11 protein-coding genes are annotated in these 15,200 nt (G+C 59.9%); 8 read left to right on the top strand and 3 right to left on the bottom strand.

The window, feature by feature from the left end; translation table 11 throughout:
- The first annotated feature begins 2 nt into the window (after positions 1–2).
- From L5849_RS10980 to L5849_RS10955, 6 genes are all read left to right on the top strand, one after another.
- Positions 3–1,352, top strand: a complete 1,350-nt coding sequence (locus L5849_RS10980) for an APC family permease (RefSeq protein ID WP_255704339.1) — start codon at positions 3–5, stop codon at positions 1,350–1,352.
- Positions 1,349–1,774 carry a potassium channel family protein gene (locus tag L5849_RS10975; protein WP_236925594.1) on the top strand — a complete coding sequence of 142 codons (426 nt, stop codon included), beginning with the start codon at positions 1,349–1,351 and terminating at the stop codon, positions 1,772–1,774. Before L5849_RS10980 ends, L5849_RS10975 begins: the two co-directional genes overlap by 4 nt.
- Before the next feature lie 212 nt (positions 1,775–1,986).
- Positions 1,987–2,841, top strand: coding sequence for a metal-dependent hydrolase (locus L5849_RS10970; RefSeq protein WP_236925593.1), 855 nt, complete (start codon positions 1,987–1,989; stop codon positions 2,839–2,841).
- A 153-nt stretch (positions 2,842–2,994) separates the two neighbouring features.
- Positions 2,995–3,417, top strand: coding sequence for a DUF2147 domain-containing protein (locus L5849_RS10965; protein WP_236925592.1), 423 nt, complete (start codon positions 2,995–2,997; stop codon positions 3,415–3,417).
- A gap of 418 nt (positions 3,418–3,835) precedes the next feature.
- Entirely contained in the window at positions 3,836–4,321 is a 486-nt protein-coding gene (locus tag L5849_RS10960; protein WP_115415749.1) for a hypothetical protein, read from the top strand.
- A gap of 279 nt (positions 4,322–4,600) precedes the next feature.
- A complete protein-coding gene (locus tag L5849_RS10955) occupies positions 4,601–6,877 on the top strand; it encodes a TonB-dependent receptor (protein WP_236925591.1) in 2,277 nt (758 codons plus the stop codon).
- Here L5849_RS10955 and L5849_RS10950 read toward each other — a convergent pair.
- The gene (locus L5849_RS10950; protein WP_115415747.1) at positions 6,874–7,590 is read right to left on the bottom strand and encodes a TetR/AcrR family transcriptional regulator; all 717 of its coding nucleotides are present in this window, start codon (positions 7,588–7,590) and stop codon (positions 6,874–6,876) included. The two genes, L5849_RS10955 and L5849_RS10950, sit on opposite strands and share 4 nt — an antisense overlap.
- A gap of 903 nt (positions 7,591–8,493) precedes the next feature.
- Here L5849_RS10950 and L5849_RS10945 point away from each other — a divergent pair.
- The gene (locus tag L5849_RS10945; RefSeq protein WP_236925590.1) at positions 8,494–11,346 is read left to right on the top strand and encodes a TonB-dependent receptor; all 2,853 of its coding nucleotides are present in this window, start codon (positions 8,494–8,496) and stop codon (positions 11,344–11,346) included.
- A 617-nt stretch (positions 11,347–11,963) separates the two neighbouring features.
- Here L5849_RS10945 and L5849_RS10940 read toward each other — a convergent pair.
- On the bottom strand, positions 11,964–13,334 hold the full coding sequence (locus tag L5849_RS10940) for a HAMP domain-containing sensor histidine kinase (protein ID WP_236925589.1): 1,371 nt from the start codon (positions 13,332–13,334) through the stop codon (positions 11,964–11,966).
- A complete protein-coding gene (locus L5849_RS10935) occupies positions 13,331–13,987 on the bottom strand; it encodes a response regulator transcription factor (RefSeq protein ID WP_236925588.1) in 657 nt (218 codons plus the stop codon). Before L5849_RS10935 ends, L5849_RS10940 begins: the two co-directional genes overlap by 4 nt.
- Before the next feature lie 130 nt (positions 13,988–14,117).
- On the opposite strand from L5849_RS10935, the gene L5849_RS10930 reads away from it, so the two are divergent.
- Positions 14,118–15,200, top strand: a complete 1,083-nt coding sequence (locus L5849_RS10930; RefSeq protein WP_236925587.1) for an efflux RND transporter periplasmic adaptor subunit — start codon at positions 14,118–14,120, stop codon at positions 15,198–15,200.

Raw genomic sequence — 15,200 nt, 5'->3', positions numbered from 1 at the left:
CGATGGAGCAACACAGCCACACGGACTCTTCCGAGAAGGGCTCGATCAGCCTTGCCGGTGGGGTCGCCATGGGCACGGGCGTCATGATCGGTGCGGGTATATTCGCGCTGACCGGCCAGATCGCGGAACTGGCCGGGCCCCTGTTCCCGCTCTCCTTCGTTGCGGGCGCGATCGTCACATCGCTCGCCGCCTACAGTTATATCAAGATGTCCAACGCCTGGCCTTCCTCGGGTGGCATCGCAATGATCCTGCAGAAGGCCTACGGTCCAGGCACGGTCGCGGCCTCGGCATCGCTGCTGATGGCACTGTCGATGGTCATCAACGAAAGCTTGGTCGCGCGGACCTTCGCCACCTATGCGCTGCGCCCGTTCGAAGCCGATGGCAACGGGCTGCTGGTGTCCGCGCTGGCTTTGGGGCTGATCGGCTTCGCCTATCTGGTCAATGCATCGGGCAACCGTTCGGTCAGCTGGCTGTCGCTGGTGATGTCCGCCGTCAAGGTCGGCGGGATCGTGCTCTTCGCCGTAGCGGCGATGTGGACCAGCGGCTTGGGGGACGGGGCTTTCGCCGGGCCTATCCGGCTGACGAATGGCGAGGCGCTGCTGGCCTCCGTCGCCTTCTCGATTCTCGCCTTCAAGGGCTTCACCACCATTACCAATAGCGGCGGCGAAATCGTCGATCCGCACCGTAATGTCGGCCGCACGATCATGATCTCCATCGCCATTTGCGTGGCAGTCTATCTGCTGGTCGCCTTTGGCGTCGGCGCGAGCCTGACGATCCCCGAAATCGTCGCCGCACGCGATACGTCGCTGGCCGCAGCCGCTCGTCCCGCACTGGGCGAGCTTGGCTTCTACTTCACGATCGTCATCGCACTGTCCGCGACCATGTCGGGCGTGATCGCCAGTGTCTTTGCCGTCTCCCGCATGCTTACCATGCTGACTGAGATGGAGATGATCCCGCACAGCCATTTCGGCATGAGCGGCGGCATCCGCAGTCATATGCTGGTTTACACGGTTGTCATTGCGGGCACGTTGGCGGTCCTTTTCGACCTGTCGCGCATCGCCTCCCTCGGCGCGATTTTTTATCTGGTGATGGACATGCTGGTACATTGGGGTGTGTGGCGCCACCTGCGCAACGAGATCGATGCCAAAAGCTGGATACTGCTGACCGCACTTGCTGCCGATGCCGTGGTGCTGATCGCGTTCGCATCGATCAAGCTGGCGAGCGATCCGATGATCCTGGTTATCGCCGCTGTGCTGATCGGCGCGGTCTTCCTGGCGGAGCGTATCTATCTGAGCCGCAAACCGGAGGTGCGTGCCTCGAACGACGGCGGGCGTGAAGAACCCCTCCGATGACGATGGCGATCGCGCTAGGCCTCGCCATTGCGCTGTTTCTCCTCTCGGTGGCACTTCATCTCGCCAGTCTCGGTGTGGGTCATCGATGGCTGGCACGGCGCAACGATTTCGTAGTCAAGCTGGCCATTTCGCTACTCGTACTCCTATCCCACCTGCTCGTCGTTTCCCTGTTCGCCACCGGATTTGAACTTGGCGTACTGTGGGGGCTCGGCACGTTCGCCGGAACCCAATCGCTCGGCTGGATGGATCATTTCTACTTTTCGCTCGTGACCATGACGACGCTCGGCCTCGGCGACATCTATCCGACCGGCCATCTCCGCATAATCGCCGGTGTCGAGGCGCTGGCGGGCTTCGTGCTCATCAGTTGTTCGGCCCAGATCTTCTGGTCCATGATGCACGAACAGCACTCGCAAGGCGGCTAACCGAGCACATTCTCCGTCAGCAGCTCTCCGCCCTGCCTTGCGGACGCATACTGCAAACGTGAACTATCCGCGCGGGGACCCCCGCCGCGGATCGAACACAGGTCCCTTCCGGAAGCAGCGTGCATCCCGGGCGGTCGTGCGCCAAATCACATATCGTTGACACCGACACCAAACGTCTTAGATTGACATTGATGTCAAAATGGAGTCGAGCGATGTCTTCTTATTCGAAAAGTCCGGACAATCTCGTAATTCCGGTACGGAACCTTAAATTCCGGCTCGAGCCCGGGCCGTCCGATGCCGAGCGCTGGTGGCACGGCGGAGATCCGGTGCCGACCGCGTTCTTCAATGCACTGTCATCCACTTTCCCCGATGGGGAGAGATTTTTCATGGACAGTGTTCGCCGGTTTCAGGGGCTCGCAAGCGAACCCCTGAAATCACAGATCAAGAGTTTCATCGGTCAGGAGGCGGTACACAGCCGCGAACATCTCGAGTTCAACGCATTCGCGGCCAAGGCAGGGTACAACATCGCCGCGCTCGAACGCAGAGCCAAGCGTGCGCTGGCCTCCCATGAAAAGAGGAGCGATGTCCGCAAACTCGCCGCAACCTGTGCGCTCGAGCACTTCACCGCCATTCTCGCCCATGCCCTGCTTTCCGCTGATAGCGCGGATCTTGCGGGAGCGCCCGAGGAAGCGCGACGGCTTTGGAGCTGGCATGCGGTGGAAGAACTCGAGCACAAGGCCGTGGCCTATGACACGTTCCTGCTGGCGACCAAGGGCTGGTCGCGGCCGCGCCGCTATCTGGTCCGCGTCGCGGCCATGATGATTTCAACTTGGGTGGTGATGCGCGTGATCGGCGCGAACATGGCCTCGCTCTATCGCCAGGACGGGATAAACACACCGAAGACCTGGTGGAGAACCCTGAAATACCTATTGGTGGCACCCGGTGCCCTGCGGCGGATTATGGTGCCATATGCCCGATACTATCGCCCCGGCTTTCATCCGTGGGACCACGACGATCGCGACTTGCTCGCCAAGACGCATGCGCGATACGATCTGTCGACGGGGTGATGAGCTATGATCAAGGCAGCCATTGCCCTCAGCGGGTTCTCCCGCCGTCGCACCACATCCGAACGTCAGACTAGCCTCCCAATCTTGGCAGGTAAAACCGTTGCTGCGAGGAATCGTTCGTCCAAAAGGCGGTTTCGCCGAAGGAAAGGCCCAATGAAACAAGCAGTCTTGGCAGTTGCCGTGGCAGCCACACTCGGCACCCCCACATTGGCTCAGGGGGCGAGCATCACTGGGGTATGGAATACCGGCAGTAAGGGCGGAAAAGTGCAGATCTACCGCTGCGGCGACGCCTATTGTGGCAGGATCGTCGACGCGGCGCGACTACGCGCCAATCCAGATCAGCGCGACGAGCGTAATTCCAACCCTCGCCTCCGCGATCGCAAGCTCAAGGGCCTGGTCGTGCTGCGGGACGTAACCGGTGGACCGACTGAATGGTCCGGGGGGCCGGTCTACGATCCGGAAACAGGCGATGGCGCACGTTCGGCGAAGATAACGTTGCTGTCCAATGGCAAGCTCAGGATCAAGGGCTGCGTCGCGGTGTTCTGCCGGACCAAGATCTGGACGCGGGCGAAGTAAGCACTGCAACAGCAGCAAGTTGGCCTTTGATGACCGAGGTTCGGTCCCGATCGGGCGCTGGCTCATCGGGTGGGGGGGGGGGGGGGGATCGTATGGTTGGATTGTGGCGATTGAGACAGGTCAATTTCGAGAGCCAGTTTGGAGAGCTCCATAGAGCCGGCCGGGCAGGCCCAAATACCGACACCGATCCCGCAATTACGGAGCACATGTCGAACAAACAAAATCACCTGCAAGTAAACACCGCCGCGCTTCAATCGGCCCCATATTGAGCGATGATCCACTGGGACCGGCCCCCGTGGAAGTTATTCAAGTGGGTTAAAATGCCATTCATAACCAACATTGACATCATTGTCGACTCGACTATTCTTTACTTGCATCGATTCGCTCAGATGCAAATAAACAATGGAGAGGATGGAATATGTTAAAGAATGTAGGAATTCTGGCTGGTGCAGCGGCACTTGTTATCGCCCCGGCGGCAATGGCCGATACTTATACACCGGCGAGCACTTCGACCTTCTCCGGACCCGTTACAGTCCAGAAGGACGGAGCAGCGTACGATTGCACGCTGACAGTCAATGTCGACGCCACGGCCGGTTCCAGCGCATCCGCAACCGCCTCAATCGGTGGGAACTTCCCATGCGGCTTCATCGCCGTCAACGGCACAGGCTCGGTTGTTTACGATGGCACTTACCTGACGATTTCCGGTCTGGTGATCGATCCGCCGCTCAGTTCGGGCACGTGCACCGGGCCGATCAAGACTGTCTGGGGTGGCAACTCCGCCTCGCCGCGCAATATCACTCTGAGCGTCCCGCTCTCGAATTCTTCCGCGACCAGCGGTGCCGATTGTAAAATGGCCGGCACTCTGAGCCAGACTGCCGGTTCCCCGCTGAGCATCACCCCGTGAGTTTGGCGTCAGCGCAATAGCTGGCAAGCTCCTCAGCCTTGAAGGGCGCGCGTGGTACGCGCGCCTTTTTTGGTCGGTTTGGGCCAGCATAATTGCCGCGCAAAACGATAAAGGCGTCCCATTACCCCCAAGGCCAACCTCGAGTGGAAGCGATTCCGGCAGTCCTGCCGCGGCCAATCGCCGCGCATCGCCCGATTGCTCGTACGAATAGCTTGGTCCGTCAGTTTGTGCGCCATACCACTCGGCGAAAGCGGTTCCGTGTTTGCCCGGACCGGCCCGATGGCAAGCGACGAAGTACCCGACCAGATCGCAAAACCGAGCGAGGACGATCCTCAAGGCCAGCCGATTATCGTCGAAGGCAAACGTTGGGGCCGTGCGGAAATCGACGCGGAGGCCGAGATCGGGGAGAGCGAGATAGCCTCCTTCGCGGCCACGACGATTGGCGAACTTCTGGAAGCCACCGCCTTTCTGGTGGACGGATCCGGGCAGGTACCCGAAGTGCTCGTCAATGGCAGGCGCATTGCCAATCCTGGCGAACTAGACGACTATCCCAAGGAAGCCTTGGCCCGCATTGCCATTCTACCGAGAAACGCGGCGGCAGCCTATGGCTTTGCGCAAGGGAAGCGTGTCGTAAACCTCGAACTCAAGCGGCGCTTTGCAACCTGGCGTTCGGAAGCGGGCATGGAATCCCCCACGGCCGGCGGCAGGAGGAGCAGCACGCTCTCGATCGGCCGGTTCGCCATCGATTACGATACGCGGTGGAATATCGGCGCGACCTATTCGCATGACACCGAACTTCTCAAAAGCGAGCGCGCCATTCCCGCGCAGGCGGCAGTTTTGCAGCAGTTCGACAATCTCGACCGGAGCAACGCTTCAATCGATCCGGCCGAATACGAAGCCTTGTTGCCGCGAGCGCACTCCGCCGGGGTCAATGCAAGCGCCACCCATCCCTTCGGCGCCTTCAGCGGAACGCTGAACATTGGGGCAAATCGTAGCCAGAGCATACAGAAGATTGGCCTGCCTCCGGACACCGTTTCGCGGCCTTTACGGCGCCATCTCACGGCCTTGGAAAGTCGCCAGACGTCCGAAAGCCTTGCCGCAGGTCTCGCGATCTCCGGCCCCGTTGCGGGATGGCAGTCCAATCTCGGGCTGCGCTACAGCGTGGATTGGGCAAACACGGACAGGGAAAGCGGCTATCGCACCGATGGGCCGGAACAGGTCGTCGAAGATGACTACACTCGAACGGCCGGTGATGGTGGTCTGCTCTCACAAACGAACCGCCTGCGTTCGAAATCAGAAGCCTACACCCTCTCTCTGACCACAGGTAACTCCATCGCCTCTCTTCCAGCCGGCCTTGCCCGCGCGAGCCTGTCCTTGAACGCGGGCCATCGGCGCGTGAAATTCACCGACTTCGCCCCATCCACCGGCGGTTCTTATAGCAGCGTGACGCATAGTGAGCAGCTGGACGGCCTGGTCTCGTTTTCGCTCCCCCTGGCTGGCGCGGGAACAGAGCCGTTCGCCGCGCTTGGAAAGGTCGATGCCAGCGCGACGGGGGCTTTCCGCAAGGTTAGCGGTGCGCCGACGAACTACCGGATCGGCGGTGCGATCGACTGGTCACCCGTGAAGTCGGTGAACCTTCGCGTCGCCTATTCGCATGAGAATACCGAACCCACATACGATCAACTCTACGCTCCGAGGGTCGAGATATTGAAGCGGGTGTTCGATTTCACGCGTGGAGAGTATGTCCAGCCCCTTTTCCGCCTGGGCGGCAATGACGCGCTTGTTGGGGGGAGCCTCGAGAGTTTCACGGCCGACCTGCGCGCCACGCCTTTCGACGGGCACCTTCTTTCCGTCGATCTTGGATACCGCCACGCCAGGGCGCAAGGCGGGATCGCTTCTCTGCCGGCGTTGACGCCCGAAGTCGAGGCCACCTTCCCCGAACGGGTGTTTCGGAACGCGCGCGGCGAGCTGATCGCAATCGATGCCAGGGCCATCAATATCGGTTCGGACGTGACCAAGCGTCTCACTAGCGGGCTGTCGTTGCGCTGGAGCCAGCCGCGAAATTCGCATCAGGAAGCCGGAAAGGTTGGCGGTGCGTTCACGCCATGGACGATCACGGGATCGCTAACCCATCGGTGGGAGTTGAAGAGCGAAACGGCAATCCGAAGGGGTCTGAGCGTCATCGATCGACTCGATGCGAATGGCCAGGCGCGCCACAGTATTGCCTTTCATCTCAATGTCGGTCGCAAGGGGCTGGGCGCGAATTTCGGCGGCACCTGGACCGGAGCTGCGAGGGTCGCGCGCGACGGAGCGGTCGCCTATCGCTACCCGCCCTCGTCTACCTTCAATTTGGGCGGTTTTGTCGAACTCGGGATGCTAATTCGCGGTGCCAAAACCAGGGACTGGGTAGATGCACTAAAGCTGTCCCTCGACGTCCGGAACCTTTTCGACAGCAGGAGATGGGTGGAATCGCCGACCAGGATGGAAGGGTTTTCGCGCTACGAACTCGATCCGCTCGGTCGGACGATCCGGATTGCCGTTACCGCGCAGTTCTAGGCCGCTTCGTCCGGTTTGGCGCCCCCCCCATGGAACGGCATGGTGATCAAAAGGGGCAGCATATTGGACGTCAGCCTGCGCATTTCGTCGTCCTCCATGTCGAGCATCTCGCGTAGATGCGGCCCGATGACCGCATCCCCGAAGGCCGAAATGGCGATTGTCAGTACGGCCCCCTTGACCCGCTCTTCGGCATGGGGGCCGGAGATCTTCTCAGCAAAGGCACCGACGAGCGACCGGACAGCATCGCGAATCGGTTCGAGATGTTCGAAATCCCTCGCCAGCACTATCCAGGCGGCAAGTTGGCCGGCGCCCCCGGAATCGAACGCATCGAACACCTGCTCGACGACCGTCCGCGGTGCATCGGGGTCTTCCCGAAATTGCTCGACCGCACTCTCGAGCGCCTCGGCGAGATCGTCCACCATCTTGCCCATGAGCGAAGCCTGCAGCCCCGCGGCAGAACCGAAGTGATGGATGATATTGCCATGCGACATACCAACCCGTTTCCCGATGTTGGACACCGTCACCGCGCCAGGCCCGCCTTCCAGCAACAGCGACCGGGCGGCCATGATGCTTTCTTCGCGCGCTTCCTCCGCGCTGCGTTTGCGCCGGGGGGCCTTCTTGCCTGTCGCGCTCGATTTGGCATACTTGCCTCGCGCTACGACAGGTATGGCGGTTCCCTTGCCCACACCGCCTAGCCTTTCCGTTTTTTTCATCTTGGCATCATACGCCGATATCCGGCTCTGACAAATCGATCTGCCACCCTTCTTGTCGATTGTGCGCTGATGGGACGGTTATGTTATACAATGCAAATCGTCCCGCGCTGCCAGCGCTGGTCGAGCGCCCGCTGCGCGGTGTTATTCTTCTAAATAATCAAGGGCGAAGGTCTATAGTATCATATACTACAACCTCCTCATGATACACGATCTGGCATGGACTTAGCGAATGACTCGCGACGATATTCGGGGCAGCCCCTGGCTCGTCGGACCATGTGATTTGGTACACGCATACAGCTCTATACCAATCATGTAATCGGCCAAATAATATATATCATTTTGCTATTTGATACATCATATCATATGCATTACAAAATATTTATGACCTCGCAATTTGCGTGCTATCGCCGAACAGTTTGGCACCTCTTCGCGCCTCAAATACTTCATGAATAACAAGCGCGAAGCTGCGCCAAGAAGGCCAGCGGGCGATAGATGATATCGCCGCAAACATTCCTCGAAAATGGGTCACTGACATGAGTGCCAATGTCAAACCTTATTGACATGAGTGTCAGCATTGATAGCTTTCGGCCCGTCATGTCGGGATGCGATCTGGGCTTTCTTTGCTGAGAGGCAATGCGAGTCGCCGATCACGAGGCTCCTCGGCACGGCGAGAGAATTACGCCTTTTGCCTGCGTACGCGCCACTCGAAGGGCCGGCGAGGTAATCCGGGCGAGGACATGGGGAGAGGATATGAAAGGAAGTTTTTTCGCTCGCGCAGCATGCACGACGAGCATTGTCGCGATCACTGCACTTTCAGCGGTACCAAGCTACGGTCAGGAATCCGATCAACCAGCCGCATCGGCGGCTACGGGCGAAACCGCGGAGTCAGTGCCCGGTGGGAACGTGATTATCGTTACCGCGCAAAAGCGCGAGGAATCCATCATGGATGTCCCGATCGCGATATCGGCCATATCGGCCGAAGCGCTCAACAATCAGAAGATCGAAGGCGGTTCGGAGCTTCTCAGGGCGGTGCCGAACGTCAACTTTTCGAAATCCAATTTCAGCATGTACAATTTCTCGATCCGCGGTGTCGGGACAAAATCGATCTCGGCGGCGTCGGATCCGGCCGTTGCGGTCAGCTTCAACAATACACCGCTAATCCGTAACCGCCTGTTCGAATCCGAGTTCTTCGACATGGCCCGGATCGAAGTGTTGCGCGGCCCCCAGGGCACTCTCTACGGGCGCAATGCAACCGCAGGGGTGGTCAATCTCATCCCCGCCATGCCGACCCCGGACTTCGCCGGGGAGATAAGGGCGGAAGTCGGCAGCTTCGGGACCACCCGCGCAAGCGGCATGGTCAACATCCCCTTGAGCAACACGTTGGCAGCGCGCGTAGCTGGCGCCTGGACGAAGCGCGACGGGTACGATTTCAACACCTTTACCGGGAAGAAGGTGAATGGCCGTGACCTGTGGTCCACCCGAGCCATCCTCGAATGGGAGCCGAGCGACCGCTTCAACGCCAATCTGGTCTGGCAGCATTTCGAGGAAGACGACAACAGGTCTCGTACAGGCAAGAATCTGTGCACCCGCGATCCCGGGAAAACCATGATCGGGGATACTCCGGTTCCCGTATCGCAGTTTGAGCCTGTGCCCCTGTCTTCGAAATTCAGCCAGGGCTGCCTTCCCGGCTCTCTGTACAGCGATGATGCCTATGGGGCCCCCAATGCCGAAGCCCTGGCCTTCATCGCGGCGGGCCGGATCGTCTTGAACATGGGCAGGGACCCCGACAAGGGTAACTTGGTTCCAGCATTTTTGCCAGGCGACCCCTTCGCCGACGTGGTCCAATCGCGCGACCTCCGCGAGATCGCTACCAGCTACGATCCCGTCTTCCGCGCCAAGAACGACGTGGTCCAGCTCAACCTCGATTTCGGAGTATCGGATGATTTGCGGTTGGTTTCGCAAACGGCCTACGCAAGAGACAGGTATTATTCGTCGCAGGATTACAACCGTTTCGTATCTGGTCCCATTTTTAGCGATACTACGGACCTTGTTGGGCCATTCTTCGGGCTACCGATAAACCAGGAATTCGCCGCGCCTGGGGGCATCTTCGTTGACCCGCAACTCGGGGCATCGAACCGGCTTCTGGCCATCGACATAAGCCGATCGCGCAATCGCCAGTGGTCGCAAGAATTCCGCCTTCAATCCGACTACGACGGATCGTTCAACTTCAATATCGGCGCAAATTATCTGAATTTCAAAACTCAGGATGACTATTTCGTCCTGAACAACGCATTCACTTACTTGGCCTACAACCTTTACAACCGTAGAGGCTCTCCGCTCGACTATATCGACTGCCAGCCAAGCACGACGGAGTATGACTGCGTCTATGTCGACCCCAATCCTCTCGGCAGCCTGGACGAGATGGGGCACAATTATTTCCTCAGCCGGAACCTGGTCGAAACCGAATCCTGGGCCGTGTTCGCGGAAGCGTACTGGAATATTGCCGATACGGTGAATATCACCGCTGGCATCCGCTGGACCAAGGACAAAAAGACCACCACCCCCGTTCCAAGCCAGCTCCTGCTGGGCGCAGGCACGAACGGGACGAGCGGCGGGTCGATCGCAGGCGGCTATCCCGAAGGCGATCCGGTGGTACAAAAATGGTCGGAGCCCACCGGCAGGATTGTCGTAGACTGGCGGCCGAACCTCGATTTTTCCGACGATACTTTGATCTACGCATCGGTTTCGCGTGGCTATAAGGGCGGCGGCACCAATCCGCCGCGTCCCGACATCGATCCCTTTGTCGTTCAGTTCCAGCCCCTGCCCGCCACGTTCGAACCAGAATATCTGACCGCTTTCGAAATCGGCACGAAAAACAGCTTCGATGGCGGCCGTCTGATCTTGAACGCGACGGGATTCTATTACGATTATCAGGGCTATCAGATATCCAAGATCGTCGATCGCATTTCCTTGAATGAGAATTTCGACGCGACGGTCTGGGGCCTCGAGTTCGAAGCCGCCTGGCAGCCTTCCCGCGCTTTTCGCCTCGATACCAATCTGGGTTATCTCAAAACGCGGCTGAAAGAAGGCGCGCAATCGATAGATGTCATGAACCGTACCCAAGGGAACGAGGATTGGGTTGTGATCCGCCCATGGCTGCAGGTCCCGTCGAACTGCATCGCGCCGCGGGAGATCGTCGAACAGGTCTTAGCCAATCCCCTTACGTCATTCGGCCTAGGTTTTCCCGCGCTCGGCGCATTGTGTGGTGGAACGGCCGAACTCGGCACCTTTACTCCGGAAATCGACGGTCTCCCGCTCTACCAGTTCTATGGCTTCGAATATAATCCGCTTACCGACGCTCCCAACGGAGGAAGGGGCTTCTATGCCGATCTCGAAGGCAACGAACTGCCCAATGCCCCCAGATTGACGTTCAATATCGGTGCACAATACACATTCTTCATCGACGAGGGCGATTGGGAACTCACATTTCGCGGCGATTATTACCGTCAATCGAAGAGCTTCGCCCGGGTCTACAATACCGAATACGACCGCTTGAAGGCGTGGGACAATGCGAACCTGGCAATCACGCTGGAGCGACCGGCATCCCAGATCGCTTTCCAGTTCTATGTGAAGAACCTGTTTAACGATACTCCGATCACGGATTTCTTCACGAACAGCGACGATTCCGGGCTGACCACGAATGTGTTCACACTCGATCCGCGCATATTCGGCTTCAATGTGACCAAGCGGTTCTGACACGAGAATCGGAGACAATGCTTTGCGCAATGGGTGCCCCCTATGGGGGAGCGAAGCCCATCGGGTTGATGCTCGTTGGCATGGCGCGACAAAGTCTGCCTAATTGACGAGGGAAGCGGTGCGGAAGAGGCGAGAATACGCTTTTCCGCACCGCTTTGCTCCAAACGCCGTCTCAGCGAGAGCCCGGCCCTACCAGGGTCGCCAGATCCAAATCCAGCCAATGATCCATCAGCGCGAACAATGCTGGCGATCGATCAATCGCGGATTTCGCTCCGGCATGCCCATCTTGCACCGAACTATCCATTCCCGGTCGGTTTGTTCGGGTTCCGGTTTTGTCGTTTCGGTCGTACCTCGGCGCACTTCGAGGTCAATTGCCAATCGTGTCGTGGTCTCGGCCTCCCCAACCGGGTAGGTCCGGGTCTTGCCAACTCCGTGCATCTTCGCCGGAATATTCTCAAGAAGCGCCCGATACGCTGCCATGTTGCAGAGCAGGCCTGTCGGGTGCACCGGCTGGAAAGCGTCTCTCGGGAGCAGGCATTAATCGCGGGATGCGGATGACCATTCGCTTCCGCGTCATCGGCGGCGCCGCGACCATCCGTCCCGGGCGGTTCGCCATATCAACTGGACTCAGGCCGGTCCGTGGGACGGTAGACTATCGTGGCGACCAGGCCGGTTGCCGCGTTTTCGAGATACAGCCCCACGCCTATCGCCTCGGCGATTTCGTGGGCAATCGCCAAGCCTAGACCAGCGCCGGGCTTGCTCGTGTCGAAGCGTGATCCCAGAGCAAACGCTTTGTCCATATTCTCGGGCTCGATGCCCGGGCCATCGTCGCTAATCCTCGCCACAACAGCGCCGTCGTCGTCGTTGTCGAACACCAGCCGGACTTCGTGACGCGCCCATTTGCCGGCATTGTCCAGAAGAATGGAGAGCAACTCCGCATAGTCTACCGCGTCTACCGGAATGGTCAGTCGGTTGCATTCGGCCGCGTTCATGGCGAAGGATTTGGTCGGGTGCAGGCGTTTCATGGCGCGCAAAATAGGCTCTGCAACATCGGGGATGCGGGTCGGACGCGCAGCATGAGGCTGACCCGAAGACGATCGCGCCCGGGCAAGCTGATAGGCGATCTGCTGCTCCATCGCGCTGCATTGTTCCAGAAGGACCTGGGACGCTTGCGAACATTCCGGGTTGCCGGCGAGGCGCTCTGCTTCGTCTGTGATGATGGTCAGTGGAGTGCGCAGCGAATGCGCGAGGTTGCCCGCCTGGACACGCGCCCGGGCAATCATGTTCGCGTTTTGCCGAATATATGCATTGAGATCGCCAACAAGCGGTGCGATCTCGGCCGGATAGTCTCCCTCGAGCTTTTCCGCCTCACCCTGCCGCAAGCGGGCAATAGCTCGTGCAAGCCGATCGAGGGGGTGCAGGCCGAAGCCGATTATCGCAAGGCCAGTTGCGAGCAAGAGACTGCCGAGCCCCGCAAGCCATAAGGTGAGGTGCCCCGTGAAGCCATCGATAAGCCGGTCGAGTTCGCTCTGATCGGTCGCGATGACATAATGGATCATCCGACCGGACGGATCTTTCTCGACGAGGCCGTAAGTGATCGTCGGCCCGGTCGGGCCATTGTCAAGCGTGTGCAGGATTTTGGAAGAGTTGGCTATACGTTCGTCGAGAGTGCCTTTCGTCATCGACCTGGATCGCAGGGGCTTCCGGCCGTCGACAGTGATCTGCCAGTAGAAGCCGGACAGTGGCTCCTCATATCGCGGGTCCGAAAGGGGGCGGCTCAATCGGATTGCGCCTTGGCCATCCAACACGGCCAGCCTGGCAAGTTCACGCACATGGACTTCGAGTTCTTCGTGATAGGACTTTTCGACATGGGCAGTGAAAATTCCGACAGCCGAAAACCAGATCGCGCCAATCCCCAGCGCGACCCAGACTGAGATTGCGAGCAGGAAGCGCAGGCGGAGGCTGCCGGGGACGAGCCGCTTTTTCATTTTTCGAACCTGTAGCCCATGCCCCTGAGAGTGACGATTCGATCACGACCGATCTTGCGCCGCAGGCGGCCGATCAGGACCTCAACCGTGTTCGGTTCCCGTTCGTGCCCAAGTTCATAGAGATCGTCGAGGATCGTGCTTTGCGACATCACCTGCCCCGCCCGGCGCATGAACAGGTGCAACAGCTTGAATTCCTGCTTGCTCAAGGACAAGGGCTTGCCAGCCTGCTCGACCAGACGCGTCAGCGGGTCGAGAGCGAGATCGCCTATTTCGATAAGGGTGCTGCGCTTACCCTGCTGGCGCCGGAACAAAGCGTTGAGCCGAGCGAGCAATTCTTCGAACCGGACCGGCTTTACAACGAAATCATCTGCTCCCGCATTCAGGCCTTCGACCTTGTCCTGCCAACTTCCCCGTGCCGTGAGAATCAGGACCGGCGTATCGATCCGCAGATCGCGCCAATGCTTGAGGAGTTCGATCCCGTCTCCATCAGGCAACCCCAGATCGAGGATCACCGCAGCCATCTGGTCGACATCGGGCCAGTCCTCCGCCTCGCTCCTGCTTCGCGCAACCTCCACCGCGAAATCGGCGCCGCGCAGACGTTCGCCCAGGCGCCGACCGAGTTCGGGATCGTCTTCGACAAGGAGCAGGCGCATCGAACAAGCCTCGTAGTGGCGCGCTGGGTAGTGGCGTGCTGGCGGACAGCCATCGAGTATGGTTCTCGAAACTGACAACAAGCTGCCAGACTGACAAGTTGCTGTCAGCTTGGTGCGTCATTTTCGGGGAATGATTGCTCGATCTCTCGTTACTCTCGGGTTCGCCACCAGCCTGCTCGGGCTGTCCGCATGCACGGACCCTGCTCCGCCGGATGCAGCAGATACGGCCGGGGCCGATCCGCTATCGGGTCTCGCGATCGAAACGGCTTTGGCCCAGGAGGTGACCCACGTGCCGATCGGTAGCGTACCCGGGACCGTCACTTTCCCGCCCGACGCGCGCGTTGCCGTAACAGTGCCGTTCCCCGGCGCCGCGGTGCGGGTCTATGTGATCGAAGGCCAGGCGGTGCGCCGTGGCCAGCCCTTGGCACTCGTGCGTGCCGCGGAACCTGTCCAGATTCGCGGTCAACTGGCAAGGGCGCAATCCGCGCTCGGGCTCGCCGAGGCACGCGCACATCGACTGACGCAATTGGCGGATGAGGGGATCATAGCGTCGGCCCGTGCCGACGAGGCGAATGCGGAGCTGGCGCAGGCTCGCGCCAGCCTCGCCGAACAGCGCCGACTGGCATCCCTGGCGGGCGTCGGCCCGGATGGCACCATGACGCTAAGTGCGCCGATTTCGGGCCGTGTCGCGCATGTCGGCGCGGTCACAGGTGGCCCGGTGAACGGCATGGAGGCCCCTTTCGTGATCGAGGCCGAAGGTGCTTATCAGGTCGAGTTGCAATTGCCCGAACGGCTGGCGAGAAAGGTCCGTCCCGGCATGCCGGTCGAGATCGCGCTGTCCACCGATGGCGGCGGATCAGTGCCCGTCGGTGGCCGAATTCTCGCGGTTTCGCCCTCGATCGACCCGGCCACCCGGTCGGTACTGGCCCGCGCGAGCATGGGCAGCGCCCCGGGTATCGTCGCCGGTCGCAATGTCAGCGTGACGATCATAGGAAAGGCGTCGCCGTCCGGCATTGCCGTACCCGCCAACGCTGTGACGAAGATCGGCGGAGGAACCCATGTCTTCGTGCGCGACGAAGGGAGCTACGAGGCGCGTAAGGTCACGGTGGTCGGAACGACCGACCAGCAGGCTATCATCTCCGAAGGCCTGACGGCGGGCGAAGTCGTCGCCGCGAGCAGCGTAGCGGAACTCAAAGCCATGAGCGCGGAGTAA

The sequence above is a fragment of the Erythrobacter sp. SN021 genome, assembly GCF_021864455.1.
This window is presented reverse-complemented; position numbering and strand designations above follow the sequence as displayed.